Genomic DNA, 20,024 nt, shown 5'->3' on the forward strand with positions numbered 1-20,024 from the left:
TGATCTTGCTGCGGGATTTTTTAACTATTGTTGCGCATCTTTCCCTTTGTAATTCGCATAATACGAAGTTTGTGTGGGAAGCTTTTTGTCAGTCAGTCTTTCGTTGATAAAGCCGGATACCAGGTTGTAAATTACCGCAAATATCGGAACTCCCAGAAACATACCCCAGAGGCCGAAGAATCCGCTCATAACAATGATTGCGAATATTATCCAGAAAGAGGAAAGACCAAGAGACTCTCCGAGTATTTTTGGACCTATAACATTTCCGTCAAGTTGTTGGAGAATAAGAATAAGTATTGCAAACCATAGACCATCCATCGGTTCAACAATGAGAAGAATTATTATTGAAGGTATTGCACCGATAAAAGGACCGAAGTAAGGAATTACGTTGGTTATACCTACCACAAAGCTTATTAGAAGTGCGTATTCCAGACGCAGTATTGACATAGAAATAAAGCAAAGTATCCCGACTATTGCAGAATCCAGTATTTTTCCGACGATAAAATCCGAAATAGTTTCGTGCGTAAATGTGGCGACTTTTAACAGATGCGAGAAAAAATTCTTGGGTAAAAGAGCACAAAGAAGCTTTTTGAGCTGTGAAAGCAATTTTTCTTTTCCCGAAAGCAGATATATAGATATGATAAGCCCTAAGAAGAAATTCTTCACTTCAATAACACCCTGCTTCATAGTGTTCATTATAAGCGGCAGGGAATCTTTAATAACCAGAAGCAATTGATCTATAATATCTCCGAATGATTCAATACCTTCACCGAAAACCGAACTTATTCCGCCGAAGCGCTCCAGCAAAGATTCACTGAATTGCTCAATATTTGCTGAATACGAGTTGAAATTTTCAATAAGTGTTTCAACGCTTTTTGTGAGCTGAGGGATAATAGCTACCAAAAATACAGCGATTATAAGCGCGCCGACAATGTAGGCAAAAACAAGTGAAAGTATGCGCCGTATTGATTTGCGGTCTTTCTTTGAATTCTTAAAGTTGAATAACACCCGTTCAGCAAAAATCATGACAGGGTTAAGAAGATACGCAATAACCAGTGCATAAAGAAACGGACTTAGTATTTCCGTTAAAAATGAAAATGCCGATCCGATCGCGCCGAAATTGTTAAGCAGAAGCCAAAACAAAATACTTGCGGCAATGACGCCGAATGCGTAAAGGGAAACGATAATACTTTTGTTTTCACGCAGTGGTGTTTTCACAGTTTTTCTCCTTTGTTCTGTAAGAAATAAACTTTCTGGTGGCTTTCAGAAGTATGACAAATACGGGGACTCCGATAAGCATTCCTGTTATACCGAAAAAACCGCCCATAATAATTATAGAAATTATAACGTATATTGAATCAAGACCGGTAGCCTTGCCGATTATACCGGGGTTGATTACATTTGATGTTATTTGCTGCAAAATAATTATGAGGACTAAAAAATATAAAGCATCGGTTGGCTTAGCCAGAAATATCAACAGGGTACCTAAGCCGGCACCGATAAACGGCCCGAAGTAGGGGATAATGTCAGTAATAAGCACAATCAGGCTTATAAGAGGTGCGTATTCAAGACCGAATATCCACATACAAATCCAGCACAAGCCGCCTGTAATAAAGGCGGAAACGAACACACCCGACATGTAGCTCGAAAAGCTCTCATGAATGATGGCGGTAATCCGCATAATGCCGTCGCATAGGCTTCTTGGCAGCAGTGCAAGCATCGCTTTTTTAATTTGCGAGGTGAGTTCGACGCGGGAATACAGCATATATATCGAAATGAAAATAGAAACAATCAATTCAATAAAAATATCGGTGGTTTTAAAAACAAAATTAACAAGATTAAGGAAATTTCCGCTGATCCAGCCGGTCACGGCCGTAGCGGCACTTGCCAGTATGTCTTTTATTGAAACGAAAAATTTACCTCCGAAATATATATTGCGGGATAAACTATCTGCAAGTGAATTAAAACGTTCAAGATAAAGATTAAAGTTTAAAACAAAAACATGTATGTTTTTGACTAATGCGGGCAATAAAAGCCATATAAAAATGCCAATCAGTACAATGACAATTAAATATGTCAACGCAACGGAAACAGCCATTGAAGCTTTTTCGTTTTTTATCGGTGATAATATTTTGTCTTTGAAAAAGTTTACCACCGGATTCAGAATATAAGCGATGATAAATGCTATGGTTATACTCTTAAAGACTTCAGAAAATGCCAGCAAATTTTCAAAAACAGCGGTGGGGGATTTGATTACAGTGTAAAAAAGCATGACAGCAATAATAAACAAAAGCAGAAGAATTGCCGCACGCAGGCAATCTCTGTTAAAGTTGTTCTTCAAAAAATCCCTCCCTTAAAAAATGTCACTCATATTTTGGCAACAATCGTAATATTGATTTTATATAAAACAATAAGATAGGAGCCGAATATGGAAAATTTTAGCGAAAAAACAGTAACAGTGGAGCAATTACACGAAAAAGAGGTAATAAGTATTGCGGACGGAAAAAGACTTGGATATCCGTGTGATGTGCATATGGATTTATGCAACGGAAGAATAGTGGCAATTGTGCTTCCTGCCTGCGGAGGTTTCTTTGGATTGAGTGCCAAATCCGATGAAATAATTATATCATGGGAAAACATCGAAAAAATCGGAAAGGATATTATACTTGTGAAATGTGCCCCGATAGTCAAGTGCGAACGAAAAGAGTGTGATAGGAAAAGAAAAATATTTTAGTTGCCGAGTACTTTGGAAGGGGTGACATATGCCGTCCAGTAATTGTCATAAATTACATATCCCGGCTTTGAGCCTGCGGGCTTTTTAACGTTTCGAATAAATGCATAGTCCACAGCAATATTTACTCCACCCTTTGCTTTGGAATTCTCAGCAGCAAGTGCGGCGGCAAAGGTGAAATCCTCTGCCGGCGGTTCTTCATCGTTTGTACACAGTACGACATGCGAGCCGGGAAAATCTTTGACGTGGAACCAATAGTCGGACTTTTCCGCTAATTGTGTGGTTAGATAGTCATTTTGCACATTGTTTTTGCCCATGAGTACTTTGTATCCGTTAGGGGAGGTAAACTCGGTAATTACGACCTTTTTTGGCTTTTGAGCCATTTTAAGGTTTGAACGTATCCGTTTTGCATAACCCCAGCATGACAGCTCTTCGCGTATTTCATCAAGGTCACGTTCGCTCTGTGCTCTCGTAAGAGCATCAAAAACGGTGTCAATGTACTCGAGCTCCTTGCGCGCATTTTCAAGTTGACCTGCAAGTATGGATTTTGCGGACTTTTTCTTATTGTAGGCTTTGTAATACTTTTGCGCGTTCTGCGAAGGTGAGAGCTGGACATCAAGCGGAATGTCAAGAGTCGGGCAAGCCTCCTCAAAATAATTTATACATTTCGCAATGCTGTCACCGCGCTTGATTGCATATATATTCTGCGTTATAAGGTCTCCGTAAAGCTTCACCTGCTCCATGTCGGAGCAATCCGATATCTCTGCTTGTTGAAGCTCTATTTTTTTCAAAAGTCGGTTTTGTGTATTGCAAAGCAGATGAAAAATGTCCTGCGAACGCTGCTTTATTCTGTCGTTCTTGTCACGAGTTGAAAAGAATTCATCTAAAAGTGAGCTGAAGTTATCAGCTGATTTAACAAGCGCCGCACTTCCGTATTGTCGTATAGCACAAAAAGCATATTCAAAGGGCGCAGTTGAATCGGCGGTTTTGAAAAGTATAGTGGGGGAAAACTCTTTCGTGCGGATGATGTTAATAATATCTGTAAAATAGAACCATAATTTATCTGAGCTGCATAGAGAAAGAATTGCAGACGAATTACCGCATGAACGGAATACAATTTCACGCGCAATCAGCGAAGATATACCCAGATAAGTATCCGTTATGAATTTTTCAGCAGGACGGTCCTGCGGATATTCTGTAAATGCAGTGAAAAAAACTTCTTTTGAAGCTTCCAAAGGATTAGCCTTATTCTGCTTGGGAGGAAGCTCATATTTTATACCCGGAAGTATCTGACGTAAAAGGGAAACCGAAAAATCAACAGGTCTTACAGCATTAAGTATTTTATCATTTGCATCGCAAAAAATAATGTTACTGTGTTTTCCCATAATTTCGAAATAAATATTTCGTTTTGTCAGAAATCCCAACTCGTCATAGCATTCTATTTCTATTCTTATGACGCGTTCGAAGTCTATTTGTTCCACACGAACTATTCTTCCGCCTGTAAGATGTTTGCGGAGCTGCATGCAAAGCATCGGTGGCGATGGAGGATTCTCCTTAGTCTTGTCGGTGATAAGAATTCTCGGATTTGAAGAACTCGCAGAAATCAGCAGACGTCGGCTTTCACGTCCCGAATGAACGAGAAAATGTATTTCATCTTTTTCGGGCATAAAAACCTTTTCAATTTTTGCACCGTTTAAAGCAGTATTCAACTCGTTTGCAACGGCGCAAACCATACCTGCATCAAATGCCATACATATACCTTTCTCAATTCATAGTGTTAAATGGTGGTTTTGATGTGTTTTTAATAATATCAAGTTCGTTGAATTTTTCTTTCAGAATCTCGCAGACCAAATCTGTAAATACATTTTCACAATGGAAATGGTCAATACCGATCAGCGGGAAGCCAATTTCTTGCGCTTTCAAATAGTGGTGATGTTTGAATTCACCGGAAATATATAAGTCAGCACCATGATCGGCGGCACTGTCCATGTATTCGCTACCCCCACCGGAGACAACGGCAATGCTTTTGATCATTTTATCCGTGGCGGTGTAGGTGAAATTATCACATCTGAACAGGTGCTTAATTCTTTGGCAAACTTCTTCAAATGATAAAGGCATCACGAAAGAACCGATTCTGCCCGTCATGTCACCATTAAAAAGACCAAAGGGTGTTATACTGCCAAGTCCTAATCTGTTCAGAATATACTGATTAATTCCCACGTCCGATGCATCCATTCGCGTGTGGTAGGAGAGTACGGAAATATCGCTTTTTATAAGTCTTTTTATGTTTTCACTCACATAGTCGTCGCATATGCTCTTTATTGGGTGAAATATAATAGGGTGGTGGCTTATAATAAGCTGTGCGCCGTTTTCCAATGCACACTTCACAGCTTCGGTAGTAACATCCAAAGTCACCACGACACGCTGAATATCCTTTGCACACATCAGCATTATTCCGTCGTTGTCCCATTCAGCACTTCGGGATGATGGGGCGATTTCATCGAAATAATCTGTAATTCTTTTAATATCCATAATTAATTCCTTATGATTTAATGAAATCTCTTAATTCCTTGAGCAACTCCATATCTGCATCGTAATTTTTCCCTGCAACGGAAAGCCCTTCAATTCGTTTTTTCAGAACATGCACCTGTCTGAGTGCATATTCCTTTGAGAATTTTGGCGGATTATTCTTATCCCAAACTCCCATCAAAGACTGAAACGGGGTGAGCGAACGACATTGGCCGTCGTAAACTGCGTTGATAACTGTATAGAAGCGTCCTTGCGATACGCAGTAAACATCATTGATTATATTGAATCCGTTATCAAATAAAAATTCGCGAAGCTTATCCTTCGAAAGCATGGGCTGCAATATGAAATTGTATTTCGGATTTTTGAGATAAGGGCTGAACTTGATTATATCGCAAATGAGCTCTCCGCCCATTCCCGCGATTACAATATCGTCAAAATCATACTTGTCCATATTGATAAGACCGTACGTCTTGACAAATGAGATTTGCTTTTCCAGCTTATATTTTTTCACAGTGGCGGCAGCATGCAACAGCGGTCCGTCCTTCACGTCACAGGCGAACGCAGAAGGCGTTTTTCCGGTAAGTACTGCATAACAAGGAAGATAGGCGTGGTCAGTGCCTATATCGGCAAAGACACGCCCATCTCTGATAAAACCGTATACAGTTGACAAACGCTGATCAAGTTTAAAAAGACGTTTGTTCAGTTCTGTTTTACCGCTGCCGGAATTATTTTGCGGCGAGATACTCATTTATCTTGCTGATGAGCTCGTCACAATCAACGCCGTGAACCTCGCAAGCCTGTTCAATGGTCTCACCGCGTGCAGAGGGGCAACCCAGACAATGCATGCCAATTTCCAAAAAGAATTTTCCTGTTTCTCTGTCAAAATCAAGAATATCGCCGATTATTGTGTCCTTGGTTACTTCGTTCATTTTTGTATATCTCCTTTTGAATTTATTTTACATATATATTCTAGCATTGTAAGAAATAATATGCAACATTATTTTGTTAAATTTTTCGCTTTTTTAATTATTTCACTTATACCAAACGGTATAACACCAAAAATCGCACTTACAAAGGCCACTTCTGCGTTTGGCATGTAAAGTCCCAAAGCATTGCCGAGCGGCTCTATCGAAAAAACCGCAAGCAACGCAAGAATACCTGTGGCAAGCGGAACAAAGAACATAGGCGAAATTTTTCTGCGTATGAAAATATCATCGCTCCGCAAAGAGACGGCAATTAGAAATGTGCTGGTGAAAATCGTGACAAGTGCTGCAGCGGAAGCCGTGGCGGGAGCCCCGTTATACATTCTGTGAACCAGTACCGTAACTATACCTCCCGTAAGACCTATAATAAACGGTGGTGGAATGAGTGATACCAAGCTGAACATATGTTTGTTGTAATTTGGCGGTGGTATTATTCCGGTTTCATTAGGTGTGTCACTGCATATGGCAAGTGCGGAAGGTAAAATGGAAAAAATGCCGTATAAAAACAGTACCGCGGGATCAAAAATAAGTCTTTTTTCAAATATCATACCCAGCAGTATCAAAGTACAAATGAAAAACTGACCGCTAAGAATATAAAGAAGCATATGATTGGCATTGTGGTAAACCGCTCTGCAATTCTTTATCAGTTCGGGAAAAACGGAAAAGTTTTTGCGAGTAAGTTCAGCGTCCGCAAAGTATTTTGAAGCCGTGGTTTTGGTATCATGAGAAGCAATCGAGGCATCTGACACGGCTTGTAACGGCAAGTCGTGCAGGGAACGCGGAAAAGATGTTATGACACTGCCGTTTTCTTTATAAAGCTTGGCAAGAAAAATACGTTGATTTTGCGTTAAATGCGAAAAAACTTTATACTTACTCAATTCTGCACGTAATAAACCCACGTCGCAATTTGCCAACGACTCACTGTCCGCCGTAAGATCATCGTTCGCAAGTAGGGAAGTACTGCGCGCAAGGTCAAGAAAAGTACCGGTTGGTGCGTTTTCCATCAGAACCGTATTAACAGCACTTTTTTTGCACAGAGAAAGAGCTTTCACAGCGTCAGCGCTTATCGGGTTATAAAAACCGATGAACCCCAGCAAGGTCATACGATCAAGATCGACGAAACATTCTTGACTTTCTGAAGAAAAATCCACGGATTTTTTTACAATCGCTATTACGGTTTGTGAATCCATTTCCATATTGTGGATTTGGTTTTGCAGAGAAAAACGTTCGTTTTTTGACAAATTACGTATCGTTCCGCGTATACTTACGGAAGTGCATCGTGCGAGCATATCGGTGGCAAATCCGCGAGAAATTACAGAGTATTCGCCGTTCCTGAATGTCATAACCGCATCGATTTCACCGGCATATTGGTTTAGAAACACAAACTCATCCTGAACGGTTTTCTTTGTTATTCCGAATTGTGATGAATATTTTATTAAGGATATATCAGTATAATGGCGCTTTTTTTGTGTCGCTGTTGTCGAAGCAACAGCAAATTTCAGCAGTTCATCTCTTTGATATGGGTTTACGTCCGATGGAGTACGATAATCATTGTTTATATAGAAACCTTTGATTTCAGGCATAGCACTGAGGAAATAGTCAAAATTTTCTATGAAAGCAGTATCGGTGGAGTTGAATGTATCAATTGATTTATAGTTTTTAAGAATACATCCGTGTTTTTTTTCCAATCTCAAAACACTTGAAGCAATTGTTGCCTCGCTGAAAATCGAGATACAGTCGCCCAGAGCGGCTATGGAAAGAGTGATTGCGGTAAAAAGCATGCCAAATACGTCGTACTTTAAAAGAACGCCGATTGTAAAAACAATAAAACACATTAATATCCACAAAAGGTAAAGCTGCTTGCCTACAAAAAGACTATTTTTGTGGACTTTTGGCATCTCGTTTGTAAAAACCTTTTTGAAAGGGATGTTTTCGATGTTAAAGATGTTCTTGGCTGTGTGACATACCAAAACTTTTGCATGACCTCCACACACAACACTTCCCGCAAAAACTATGCATGAATGATACGGAGCATCCTGCGGTAAATGCGATTGGGATAATTTGGTTATTTGAGAACAGTCAGAAGTGATAAAAGACTCGAATACAGAAAAATCATCACATTCAATCACTATACAGTCACACGGGACAAAATCTCCCGGCGAGAGAAGAAGTATATCACCTGGAACCAGGTTTTTAATATTTACAACCTGCCTCTTGTTATCCCGTATTACGGCAGAAGTGAGCCTTTTGTGTGAAAGAATACGCCTATTCACATAGTGAATATAAAGGTGTGTTCCGAGTCTGGCAAGTACATACACTCCGAAAAGAACCACGCTTGCAGTTAATGATGCATTTTGTTGTAAAAAAAATGAAAGAATGCATATTACGCAGAAAAGCCATGGCATTACATCAGACAACAGAGATTTAAAAAATGAGGACATTACATTTTCGGATGTGCCAAAAGGAATGTTGCGGCCAAAAGCCGCAGTGTTTTTATCTACGCCTTTTTTTGTAAGACCTCTTGTAAAGTCTGTTCCTAAGGCGGTTTTCAGCTCATCGAGCGGTTTATTGAGTATATTCATAATAGGCTGACCGTGAGATTTTGACCGTCAAAATCTATATTTAAAGCGGTTATTCGTTTGGGATAACTTTCGATTATAGTGGCGGCTATTCTGTCTTCGACCTCCGTTTGGATAAAACGGCGTAAATTACGCGCACCGTATTTTTCACTGTACGATTTTTCAGCAATAAACACTTTTGCATCGTTAGAAAAAGCCAGGGATATTCCACGTTGCTCCATTGCGTTTTTCAGATCCGTCAGGCTTATGTCGGCGATGGAAATGAAGTCTTTTACGCTTAAGCGATTGAACGTAATTATTTCATCAACGCGGTTAAGAAACTCAGGACGCAAAAATTCTTCCAGAGCTTTTTGAGTTTTATCCTTGTCAATGAGCAGAGAGGTTGTTGCAAAACCGGAAAGATTGGAAGAGGAATTGCTGCCGGCGTTGGTGGTCATTATAATAACCGTATTTTCGAAGTTGACCTCTTTTCCATGCGCATCAGTGATTCGACCGTCATCCAAAATCTGAAGAAGTATATTCATAACATCGGGATGCGCTTTTTCAATTTCATCAAACAGAATAACTGAATAAGGCTTACGGCGGATTTTTTCGGTAAGCTGACCGGCATCATCGTAGCCGACATAGCCGGGAGGAGAGCCAATTATGCGAGATACGGCATGTTTTTCCATGAATTCCGACATATCCAGGCGTATAAGCGCTTCGGGAAAATTAAACAGCTCGGATGCAAGCGTTTTTACAAGCTCTGTTTTTCCGACACCGGTTGGTCCGGCGAATATGAAGGACACAGGCTTACGCTTATAAGAAATTCCGGTACGATTTCTTTTTATGGCACGGTACACCGATTCGATTGCGTGATCTTGGCCGATAATGCGTTTTTTAAGACGTTTGTCAAGGTCCACAATGGACGCCACATCATCGTCGGTTATGCAGCTTTTGGGGATACCTGTTTGTATTTCTATTACATGAGCAACTTCCTTTTCGGAAAGGAATATGTTGTCCTTTTGGGCAGAAAGTGTGTTGAACTCATTATTGAGGTTCAATTCACGCACTTTAAGTTCAGCAAGTCGTTCGTACGTTTCATTAGTTTTTTCCGTAAGATTTTCAAGGCTATCCTTTTCGGCTCTCAGCTTGTTTATTTCATCAGCTAAAATGCCGATTTTGGTAAAAATAGCATTGGAGAGAGTGAGATGAGCACATGCTTCATCCAAAATATCAATGGCTTTATCCGGCAGAAAACGATCAGTAATGTACCGTTCGGAAAGAATAACAATTTTTTTCAACAGAGCATCCGGAATATTGACTCCGTGAAAAACTTCGTAATAGTTTTTTATGCCATACAGTATCTTCACGGATTCATCAATGGAAGGCTCATTGACAACAACGGGCTGAAAACGGCGCTCCAAAGCAGAATCCTTTTCTATGTGCTTTCTGTACTCTGTAAGGGTTGTAGCACCTATTATCTGTACCTCACCGCGCGAAAGGGCAGGCTTGAGAATATTTGCTGCGTTCATTCCGCCCTCTGCATCTCCCGCACCGGCAATAGTGTGGATTTCATCGATTACGAGGATGATATTCCCTAACTTTTTAACTTCTTCGATTAAAGCTTTCATACGGCTTTCAAATTGTCCACGAAATTGAGTTCCCGCAATGAGGGAGGTGAGGTCGAGCATGAAAACTTCTTTATTCTTTAGCTTGTATGGCACATCTCCATTTACAATTTTTGTAGCCAGTGCCTCTGCGATAGCAGTTTTTCCGACACCCGGTTCGCCTATCAGACAAGGATTGTTTTTCTGGCGTCTTGACAAAATCTGTATAACACGTTCGATTTCTTTTTCTCGCCCTACTATATTGTCAATCTTTCCTTCTTGCGCCTTTTTTGTAAGGTCAATGCAATATGAGTTAAGAAATTTCTTTGCATTATCCTTTTTCTTTGCATCTTTTTGATTTTGTGAAGAAGTGTCATTTTTCGTTGCTTCTTCTCCCGGAAGAGGCGAAGAAGAAAAGAAAGAACGGATATCCTGTACCGGCGCAGTTGCATCGCCGTCATTAATATCACACAATAATTCGTCGTTTTCATCGGTGAGCGGCATGAGTTGCTCAGACATCATTTCCAGTTCTTCGTCTGAAATATTCATATTTTTAATCATGTCATCGACCTGCTTAAAGCCCATTTCCTTTGCACACACGAGGCAATATCCTTCGTTTTTGGCAGTGCCGTTTTCAAGCTTTGTTACAAATACAACAGCAGGTCGTTTATTACATTTAACGCAAATAGGTAATTTCAAAATTCATCAGCCTTTCGAGTGTTAGGAATTTATCTTATTTTCACGTTTATTTTTAACATATATTCCGCGGTATGTTTTAATATAATACATAACAAGTGTAAACAGTGTAAGAGCAAAAAGGAGAACAGAAAGCAAATTTGATATTTGCTCGTATCTGTTATCGATGAGTATTATAATCACGACAACTGCGTAGAACACGGTGGTTCCGAGTTTACCGTACCAATTGGAATGAACATATATATTTCCGCGTTTGAGAATCAGGGCTGCGCCTGCCATCATGAGAAGCTCTTTGAAGATAATCGTAACAATAAGCCAACCGGGGATCATATGTCTGATGTACAAGCAGATAATGGCAGCTATTTGCATGAGCTTGTCCGCAAGGGGGTCAAGTAATTTTCCTATATTGGTAACCCAACGGAATTTTCTTGCCAGAAAGCCGTCAACAATGTCAGTTATGCCGGCCAGTACAAATACGGCTCCTCCCCACAGCATACCACTGTATCCGTCGTATAAAAACAGGTATATAAACAATGGGATAAGGAGTATTCGAAACAATGAAAGATAATTTGGAATATACTCTTTTTTTAAGTGTTTCATGCAGAGACCTTTCTCAACTTAAAATATTGCTTTTATCATTTCATAAATCGGATTGTATGCGAAGAAGTATTTGAAAACCATGCTGTTTTCCGGAGAAGTCTGTGCGAGAAGCGGGTATTCTGACGATTTCATGTAAGGGAGAGCGATTTCTACTATCATCGCTACAATATAAACCCAAAGCAAGCCAAAAAGTATTCCGGATAATACTCCGAGGAATTTGTTAGCGGTTCTGAGAATAGGAAGTTTTACAAGCTTATCCAAAAGGAATGTTAATACGCTTACAGCCAGTAAGCTTGCTACAAGTATCAGAATGAAAGCGATTACGTAAGAAACAGTCTGGCTTAGTGGCTTGGCGATATAATCAACAGCAGCTTGTGAAGCATTTTCGGTGCTTTCGTTTTTGAAATTTTCAAAGCTTTGCTTGAAAGCATCAAAATCAATATTGAATTTTTCAAGTATATCGCTGAATTCGCCCGGCTTATCTTCAACAATTTTATCAACATCCGGCTGATTGGTGGCTTCATCGACGGCAATTTGAGACATACGATCGGTTACAATGCGCTCCACCGCCGGTTCCATATAATTTTGGTTGATAAACTGACCGAATGTGGGTGAAAAGCTTATTGCGAGTATCAGGCATACAATACCACCGCATAAATTGAGAACGGTTTTAACAAAACCTTTTTTGTATCCTCTGTAAATCGCAAATAAAAATACGATAACTGCTATGATATCAAGTACTATATTCATATTATTCTCCTTCTATTGTCACTGCTTCCGAAGCGTTAGCGAGGATTACCGTGTTGTTATCGGAAATTAGCTCGTCAAACCGCTTGTCAACGGTCAAAGTTTTTTCTTCAAGGGTTTCTAGGTTATAAATAGTCAGGCTACCCGATGACAGTTTGTATAAGCTGTTACTTGTCAAACAAACATCAATAATATGTCCCTGGGAAGCAAATGTCGAAACATGCGTACCATCGCGCCTATAAACGGAAATTTCGTTTTCGCTTCCTATGATTTTTTTAGAAAGGACCAAAGCACTGTAATTGTCGTTGGAAACGAAATCATGCAATGAATCACGCGAAAAATGTACTGAAGTCAATTCCTTCATATCGGATGCATCAAAAAATGTAATCGCCTTATCGGTAAGTATTGTTATAAATTTCTCAAAACCGGAAACCTCCATAATTATCTGGTCATACAATGTTACGGAGGCTATAATTTCCGATTTGTTAACTGAAAGAAGTGTTGCTTCGCTGATATAGAAACCGTCCTGCGCACGTATGGTTGAAATTACAAAATTTCCGTTTGAGGACATGGAAACATCTGTAATATATTTATCACCCGAACGCCATGAATATACGGGTTCAAAGTTGCTGTTGTATACATAAACAACGGAGGTATAACCTTTTTCCGATGTCGCAATGCAGAATTCGCCCTCGTCATTAATAGTGGCGTCAATAATCGGATAGCTGCAATCGGTTTCCCAGATTTTTGAAAATGTATTATAAAGTGAAATATGAGTTCCGCCCAAATCAAATACAAGCATAAACTTATTACCGCATGCGACAGAGGGAGAAGACATGGTATGCTCGGAAGAAAATATTTTTTGGCCTTCAAGATCAAACAAATCGAGTCCCATACGTTTTACAACGGCTAAGTCATTCCTGTATAGTGTAAGCACTGAATCCGCATCACCGCCGAAGTTTATAGTAGTATTACTGACTGCTGCGGAGTTTTCAGGGGCGGCAAAGTCAAGATACTTTATCATGTACCTGAAGTTTTCAATTGTAATATCATCGCGATAAAACTGAAACGCAAAAAGCAAAAAGAAAACAAGCACAATAAGTGTTATAAATTTTGCATAGGTGAAATAACGCGATATTTTGTTGTAATGGTTTTTGAGTTGGCTGTTTCCGTCTATTGGAATCACCTCAATATATTATTTTATTTAAGTATAATCCATGTGCCGGAGCGGTAAATCCCGCAGATTTTCTGGATTTTAACCTGATTATTTCTTCGGGCTTTTCTTTGATACGACCATGATAAATATCGCAAACGGTGCCTACCAGAATTCGCACCATATTGTACAGAAAGCCATTGGCGCAAATACTGAATTTAATTATACCGCCGTCGCGTTTTGCAGTGAAATATTCGATTTTTCGTACCGTGTCAATAATTTTTGAGCCGTCTGACATGAAAGATGCAAAATCATGCTCACCCACGAAATGACTGCAGATTTCATTGAGTGAATCGACGTCAAGTGGCTTTGGATAAAAACAAGCTTTCGTTCTGTAAAACGGGTTGCGGTAAAACTCATTCCAAATGAGATATTCATATTCTTTGGCTTTGCATGAATATCGCGCATGAAATTCATCATCAACAACTTCGGCTTTTACTGCAGAAATATCGAATGGCAACAGAGTATTAAGCGCACGCGGAAGACGTTCCACGTCAAAAGTGGGCTTATCACATAAAAAATTGAAACAAAACCTATTGGCATGAACGCCCGAATCTGTTCTGGAACATCCGTGAATGTCGTAATGCGTGTTGAAGATTATATCAACAGCTTTTGAAACTTCACTCTGAACGGTTGGAGAATTTTTCTGGAACTGCCAACCGTGATAAGCTGTTCCGTCGAACATAATGGTGACAAGTATATTCATATCGTTTACAAACTCAATGTATAGGTGGTTGAAATGTAATTAAGAACTATAATACCGCATAAAAACGCAACGATAATTGTAAGACACACAAAATCTGCAGTTGATAAATGCAGCGATTTCATTTTAGTTCTGCCTTCACCGCCGTGGTAACAACGGCATTCCATAGCCACAGCAAGCTCGTCGGCTCTTCTGAATGCAGAAATGAAAAGGGGAATCAAAATGGGAACAAGCGCCTTGGCACGCTTGAGGATATTTCCGCTTTCAAAGTCTGCTCCTCGTGCCTTTTGAGCATTTATAATCTTTTCCGTTTCTTCAATCAAGGTCGGTATAAAACGCAGTGCGATGGTCATCATCATTGTGAATTCATGAACGGGAACTTTAATCTTTTTGAGCGGATTCATAAGATTTTCGAGCCCGTCTGTGAGTGAAATGGGTGAGGTGGTATAGCTCAAAAGCAGAGATGTACCCATTATAAGTGTCAGAATACGCACCATCATAAAAACCGCGTTTACAATACCCTCCAGGTATATTTTAACAATTCCAAGCTCCAGCACCGGGATATTCCCCTGTGTCCAGAAAAGATTAATGACTGCTGTGAATATTACTATAAGCATTATGGGCTTTATACCTTTGAGTACAACAGAAGGCTTGATGCCGGAAACGGCAACCATCCCAAAAGTAAAAACAAGCAGTAAGGCGAACGAAAAAATATTTTTAGCGGAAAATACTGAGACAATGAAAATAACCGAAACGATGATTTTCATTCTCGGGTCCATTTTGTGTAGTATGGAATTACCTGGGAAAAATTGTCCCAGCGTCATATCTTTAAGCATTGATTACTCCTGAAATTGCTGTTGTAAAAGCTGCTTTATCTCTTTTATTGCGTCATTTGTCGTATATACGGTTTTTAGATCAATACCGCGCCTTTTCAGTTCCAGAATTATTTCCGTCACACTCGGAAGCGCAAGACCGTTGGAGCTGATAAGCTGAGCATTATTAAAAACATCTTCAACCGAACCGCTTGAAAGAATTCTGGAATTCTTCAGCACCACTATTTCATCGGCATATTCGGAAATGTCCTCCATGCTGTGAGAAATAAGAATAACACTGTTATTTTTTGTGCGCTGGTAAGCTTTGATTCCGGTGAGGATTTCTTGGCGTCCGCGCGGGTCCAGTCCCGCCGCGGGTTCATCCAGTACAAGAACTTCCGGTTCCATGGCGATTACGCCCGCAAGAGCAACGCGACGTTTCTGACCGCCGGAAAGCTCGAAAGGTGATTTCTCGAGAAGCTCGGAGGATAGCCCCACGAACTCCGCAGCCTGACGTACGACCGTGTCCAGGTCTTTACCGCTCAGTCCCATGTTTTTAGGGCCGAATGCAATATCCGAGTATACGGTTTCCTCAAACAACTGGTACTCCGGATATTGAAATACCAGCCCGACTTTGTGACGAATAAGACCTATATTTTTGGGTTCTTCCCATATGTCACAATTTCCGAGCAACACTCTGCCGCTTGTTGGTTTCAATAAACCGTTTAAAAGCTGTGCAAGGGTTGATTTGCCCGAACCTGTGTGTCCGATAAGCCCCGTCAGTTTTCCGCCGTGAAATGTAATATTTATATTTTCAAGAGCTTCCTTTCGAAAAGGGGTGTTGGGGCTGTACACATAGGTTACATTTTCAAGTTTGATATCTGTCAATTTACTTTCGCCTTTCAATAATAAGCTTTTCAATAGCATCGGCTGCTTCTGCCACAGTCATTACGCCTTTGGGAACATTAAATCCGTCTCTTGCCAGCATATACATAAGCTCCGTCGGCTGAGGAACATCCAACCCAATTGCTTTAAGCTTTTCAACGTCGGAAAACACATCTCGTGGTAAGCCGTCCATAAATATTTCACCGTCATTCATAACAATAACACGGTCTGCATAAACAGCTTCTTCCATATAATGCGTAATGAGAACAGTTGTTATGTTTTTATCTCTATTCAGTTTGTTGGCGGTATTGATTATGTCACGCCGCCCGTATGGATCAAGCATTGCGGTTGATTCGTCGTAAATAATACATTCGGGGAGCATTGCTATTACACCCGCTATCGCGACACGTTGCTTTTGACCACCGGAAAGCTGGTGAGGGGAGTGGAGACGAAAATCAGTCATGCCTACTGCATCAAGAGCATAATCAACACGCTCACGTATAGTTTGGGGATCGACCCCCATATTCTCCGGACCAAACGCTACATCTTCTTCAACAACCGTTGCAACAATTTGATTGTCGGGATTCTGAAAAACCATACCTACCGATTGGCGTATTTCAAGTATCCGCGACTCGTCAGAGGTTTCAATGCCGTTGACTGTTACTTTTCCTTCGGTTGGCAACAACACTCCGTTCATCAGTTTTGCCAATGTGGACTTTCCTGAACCGTTGTGCCCGAGAATTGCAACAAAAGTGCCGTCCTCAATTTTTAGTGATACATTTTTTACGGCATAGTGTGTTTTATCTATAACCGGCTGAGAGTTGTAGGTGTAGGAAACGTTTTCAAAAACTATATTTGACATTTTTAACCTTTCATGATTATGTTACAAGTACCATCTTGCTGCCGCACCGCAGGGAAGAAAGCCACCCGTTTGAGTAACCGGAAGACCGATTTCATCACATTCTACCTTTCCGCCTTTAAGATGAAGCCTCAAAAGGTAACCCATTGTCGAAGCGGAAAGCCCAGTTGTGTAGGAGTTTAGTAAAAAGAATAGAGGATTGTCGGATAAAAGGTTTGAACACAGGCGAATAAAATCGCCGATGTTGCTTTCGAGTTTCCACATTTCTCCGCCGGGACCGCGTCCGTAGGAAGGTGGATCCATGATTATAGCATCGTACTTGTTGCCACGGCGTATTTCTCTTTCGCAGAATTTGATACAGTCATCAACGATATATCGTATGGGAGCACTTTCTAAACCGCTGGAAGCGGCATTTTCCTTAGCCATTGCAACAATGCCTTTTGAAGCGTCCACGTGACACACGCTGGCACCGTTTGCCGCAGCTGCTATTGTTGCACCGCCGGTGTAAGCGAACAGGTTGAGGACGGAAATCTTGCGTCCCGAGTTGCGGATCATTTCACCAAACCAATCCCAGTTTGCAGCTTGCTCAGGAAAAACACCTGTGTGTTTGAATCCCATCGGCTTGATGTTAAAAGTGAGATTTTTGTAATCAATTTGCCATTTTTCCGGAAATCTGTTAATTTCCCAATGCCCCCCGCCATTTTGAGAACGTACATAATGACCGTCGGCTTTGTCCCAGAGTTTGTGGCGTTTTACACCGCTCCAGATAACCTGTGGATCGGGACGTATGAGTATATACTTACCCCAACGTTCAAGACGTTCACCGTCGGATGTGTCCAATAATTCATAATCCGCCCAGTTGTTTGTTGTATACATAAATTCAGTCCTCAATAGAAATTTGTCTGTCTTTTTTTAGGTCAATGCCAAGATGTTCATACGCCAGCTGTGTTACACATCTGCCACGCGGAGTACGGTTGAGAAAACCGATTTGAAGCAGGTAAGGTTCGTATACATCTTCGAGCGTAATCGCTTCTTCTCCTATGGTCGCGGCAAGCGTTTCAAGACCTACGGGACCGCCACCAAAGAATTTGATGATTGAAGTGAGCATCCTGCGGTCTACCATATCAAGACCAAGCTCATCGATCTCAAGCATTTTTAAGGCTTCATCAGCTGTGGCGCGGTCTATTATTCCATTGTGCTTCACTTGAGCGAAATCGCGAACTCTTTTCAGAATACGGTTTGCTATACGTGGTGTTCCGCGTGATCGTCTGGCAATTTCATCGGCACCTTCCGGGGTTATGTCAATGCCAAGGATATCCGCACTGCGGGTTACGATTGAAGCCAGTTCTTCCGTAGTGTAAAGTTCAAGTCGCAGAAGAACACCGAAACGGTCACGCAGCGGTGCGGTAAGCTGACCTGCTCGAGTGGTGGCACCTATAAGTGTGAATTTTTCAAGCGGTATCCGTATACTTCTTGCTGAAGGACCGCTGCCGATTATTATGTCAAGCGCATAATCTTCCATGGCAGGGTAGAGGACCTCCTCAATTGAACGGGAGAGTCTGTGTATCTCGTCGATGAAAAGCACATCGCCGTGCTGAAGGCCCGAGAGAAGTGCCGCAAGATCTCCTTGCTTTTCGATTGCGGGCCCGGAAGTGATTTTGATATTTACGCCCAATTCAGAAGCGATGATTGCGGAAAGAGTAGTTTTTCCGAGGCCGGGCGGACCGTACAGCAGAACGTGATCCAGTGCCTCGCTTCTGCTTTTTGCCGCTTCAATATAGATTTTAAGACTTTCTTTTGCTTTTTCCTGCCCTACATATTCGTCGAATGTTCTGGGGCGCAGTGAATTGTCCGTTATAGAAGCCTCGTTGTCGTATTCAATGGGCGAAGGGTCAACCACTCGCTCATCAAATGTATCGTCGTCGTATTCGTGTTTTTTTGACATTTTTTACCTCATCAGTTTTTTGAGACCCCGGCGTATCATTTCTTCAAGCGGTGTATCATCCGCAATGCCGTCCAATGCATCATAAGCCTCTTTTCGTGTGTATCCGAGTACTACCAGTGCATCCGCCGCGGCGGTTACATCATCGCTTGAACCTGTCATGCTGTCACCGGCAATGATGGGCGATTTGACAGCAACGGCAGTCTGATTCTTTTTCATTTTGTCATGGAGTTCAAGTATGATTTTCTGAGCTGTTTTAAGTCCGATTCCCTGAGCGGCACTTATGGCTTTGGGGTCATTGGAAATAACCGCCATGGCAAATCGTGTAGGAGTTAATTCAGAAAGAATTGACATTGCGGCCTTTGGGCCCACTCCCGAAACAGTTATAAGCATTTGGAATGTGTGACATTCCTCGGTGTCATAGAAGCCGTACAGCTCGCTTGAATCCTCGCGAGTGACAAGATAAGTGTAAAGCTTTACGTTACCTTCGGTATTCATCAGCTTGCCTATGGTTTTATCACTGACGGTCATCTTATAGCCGATTCCGTTGTTATCGATAACAGCCATGCCAGATGCGGCGTGAACAAGCGTGCCGCTTATATAGTAGTACATTTATTTTCCTCCGGTACGTTTTGTTGGATTAATTTTGTTAAGTCCTGCAAGCTTCGAAGAAGAATTATGTGCGTGACATATTGCAAGTGCAAGTGCGTCGGCGGCATCATCCGGCTTAGGGCGTTCATTGAGCCCCAAAAGCACTTTTGTCATTTCCATAACCTGATGCTTTTCGGCTCGTCCATAGCCAACCACGGCCTGCTTTACTTGCAGTGGTGTATATTCAAACAGCGGTATTCCCGCTCTTTCTGACGAAAGAAGCACTATGCCTCGTGCCTGTGCGACGTTAATTGCGGTTTTCTGGTTGGTGTTGAAAAAAAGTTCTTCAACCGCCACGGCATCTGGAGTATATGTTTTGATAAGACAGTTCAATCGGTCATATATCAGTGCCAATCTGCGTTCAACGCGTTCACCGGCAGCAGTGGTAATTGCACCGCAAGTGATATAGTTGAATGAATTGCCAAAATAGTTTATAATGCCGTACCCCATAGTTGCGATACCGGGGTCGATACCCAGAATAATCATCAGACACACTCCGTAAAAT

At 41.2% G+C, this 20,024-nt stretch carries 20 protein-coding genes; 1 reads left to right on the plus strand and 19 read right to left on the minus strand.

Features of this window, described 5'->3' with window-relative positions; genetic code table 11:
• Positions 1–24: 24 nt before the first annotated feature.
• Positions 25–1,218, minus strand: a complete 1,194-nt coding sequence (locus E7588_01470; GenBank protein MBE6687928.1) for an AI-2E family transporter — start codon at positions 1,216–1,218, stop codon at positions 25–27.
• The gene (locus tag E7588_01475) at positions 1,199–2,341 is read right to left on the minus strand and encodes an AI-2E family transporter (protein ID MBE6687929.1); all 1,143 of its coding nucleotides are present in this window, start codon (positions 2,339–2,341) and stop codon (positions 1,199–1,201) included. The genes E7588_01470 and E7588_01475 overlap by 20 nt, the downstream gene beginning before the upstream one ends.
• A gap of 87 nt (positions 2,342–2,428) precedes the next feature.
• Here E7588_01475 and E7588_01480 point away from each other — a divergent pair, with 87 nt between their 5' ends.
• Positions 2,429–2,734 (plus strand): YlmC/YmxH family sporulation protein, encoded by a 306-nt coding sequence (locus E7588_01480; GenBank protein ID MBE6687930.1) that lies wholly within the window; start codon positions 2,429–2,431, stop codon positions 2,732–2,734.
• Here the strand turns inward: E7588_01480 and E7588_01485 are convergent.
• The 17 genes from E7588_01485 to ruvC form a co-directional block, all read right to left on the minus strand.
• On the minus strand, positions 2,731–4,482 hold the full coding sequence (locus tag E7588_01485) for a fibronectin/fibrinogen-binding protein (GenBank protein MBE6687931.1): 1,752 nt from the start codon (positions 4,480–4,482) through the stop codon (positions 2,731–2,733). The genes E7588_01480 and E7588_01485 overlap by 4 nt on opposite strands.
• 13 nt (positions 4,483–4,495) lie before the next feature.
• Complete coding sequence (locus tag E7588_01490; GenBank protein ID MBE6687932.1) at positions 4,496–5,263, minus strand: Nif3-like dinuclear metal center hexameric protein; 768 nt, start codon at positions 5,261–5,263, stop codon at positions 4,496–4,498.
• 10 nt (positions 5,264–5,273) lie between these two features.
• Complete coding sequence (locus tag E7588_01495; protein ID MBE6687933.1) at positions 5,274–6,008, minus strand: SAM-dependent methyltransferase; 735 nt, start codon at positions 6,006–6,008, stop codon at positions 5,274–5,276.
• Positions 5,986–6,189, minus strand: coding sequence for a DUF1858 domain-containing protein (locus E7588_01500; GenBank protein ID MBE6687934.1), 204 nt, complete (start codon positions 6,187–6,189; stop codon positions 5,986–5,988). The genes E7588_01495 and E7588_01500 overlap by 23 nt, the downstream gene beginning before the upstream one ends.
• Before the next feature lie 68 nt (positions 6,190–6,257).
• Positions 6,258–8,825 (minus strand): cation-transporting P-type ATPase, encoded by a 2,568-nt coding sequence (locus E7588_01505; GenBank protein MBE6687935.1) that lies wholly within the window; start codon positions 8,823–8,825, stop codon positions 6,258–6,260.
• Entirely contained in the window at positions 8,822–11,110 is a 2,289-nt protein-coding gene (locus E7588_01510; protein ID MBE6687936.1) for an ATP-dependent Clp protease ATP-binding subunit, read from the minus strand. Before E7588_01510 ends, E7588_01505 begins: the two co-directional genes overlap by 4 nt.
• A 21-nt stretch (positions 11,111–11,131) precedes the next feature.
• Positions 11,132–11,707, minus strand: a complete 576-nt coding sequence (gene pgsA / locus E7588_01515; GenBank protein ID MBE6687937.1) for a CDP-diacylglycerol--glycerol-3-phosphate 3-phosphatidyltransferase — start codon at positions 11,705–11,707, stop codon at positions 11,132–11,134.
• An 18-nt stretch (positions 11,708–11,725) separates the two neighbouring features.
• A complete protein-coding gene (locus E7588_01520; protein MBE6687938.1) occupies positions 11,726–12,457 on the minus strand; it encodes a CvpA family protein in 732 nt (243 codons plus the stop codon).
• Between the two features lies 1 nt (position 12,458).
• Positions 12,459–13,478, minus strand: coding sequence for a hypothetical protein (locus E7588_01525; GenBank protein ID MBE6687939.1), 1,020 nt, complete (start codon positions 13,476–13,478; stop codon positions 12,459–12,461).
• A 163-nt stretch (positions 13,479–13,641) separates the two neighbouring features.
• Entirely contained in the window at positions 13,642–14,373 is a 732-nt protein-coding gene (gene truA / locus E7588_01530) for a tRNA pseudouridine(38-40) synthase TruA (GenBank protein MBE6687940.1), read from the minus strand.
• A 5-nt stretch (positions 14,374–14,378) separates the two neighbouring features.
• Complete coding sequence (locus tag E7588_01535; protein MBE6687941.1) at positions 14,379–15,206, minus strand: energy-coupling factor transporter transmembrane protein EcfT; 828 nt, start codon at positions 15,204–15,206, stop codon at positions 14,379–14,381.
• A 3-nt stretch (positions 15,207–15,209) separates the two neighbouring features.
• Positions 15,210–16,109: an energy-coupling factor transporter ATPase gene (locus E7588_01540; protein MBE6687942.1), complete on the minus strand. Its 900-nt coding sequence runs from the start codon at positions 16,107–16,109 to the stop codon at positions 15,210–15,212.
• A complete protein-coding gene (locus E7588_01545; protein MBE6687943.1) occupies positions 16,072–16,929 on the minus strand; it encodes an energy-coupling factor transporter ATPase in 858 nt (285 codons plus the stop codon). Before E7588_01545 ends, E7588_01540 begins: the two co-directional genes overlap by 38 nt.
• Positions 16,930–16,950: 21 nt before the next feature.
• Positions 16,951–17,802 (minus strand): SAM-dependent methyltransferase, encoded by an 852-nt coding sequence (locus E7588_01550; GenBank protein MBE6687944.1) that lies wholly within the window; start codon positions 17,800–17,802, stop codon positions 16,951–16,953.
• Between the two features lie 4 nt (positions 17,803–17,806).
• Positions 17,807–18,871, minus strand: a complete 1,065-nt coding sequence (gene ruvB / locus E7588_01555) for a Holliday junction branch migration DNA helicase RuvB (GenBank protein ID MBE6687945.1) — start codon at positions 18,869–18,871, stop codon at positions 17,807–17,809.
• Between the two features lie 3 nt (positions 18,872–18,874).
• A complete protein-coding gene (gene ruvA, locus E7588_01560; GenBank protein MBE6687946.1) occupies positions 18,875–19,480 on the minus strand; it encodes a Holliday junction branch migration protein RuvA in 606 nt (201 codons plus the stop codon).
• A complete protein-coding gene (gene ruvC / locus E7588_01565; protein ID MBE6687947.1) occupies positions 19,481–20,005 on the minus strand; it encodes a crossover junction endodeoxyribonuclease RuvC in 525 nt (174 codons plus the stop codon). It abuts the gene before it with no gap.
• Positions 20,006–20,024 lie beyond the last annotated feature (19 nt).

The organism is Oscillospiraceae bacterium (assembly GCA_015065085.1).
In the GTDB taxonomy this organism is placed as follows: domain Bacteria; phylum Bacillota; class Clostridia; order Oscillospirales; family SIG627; genus SIG627.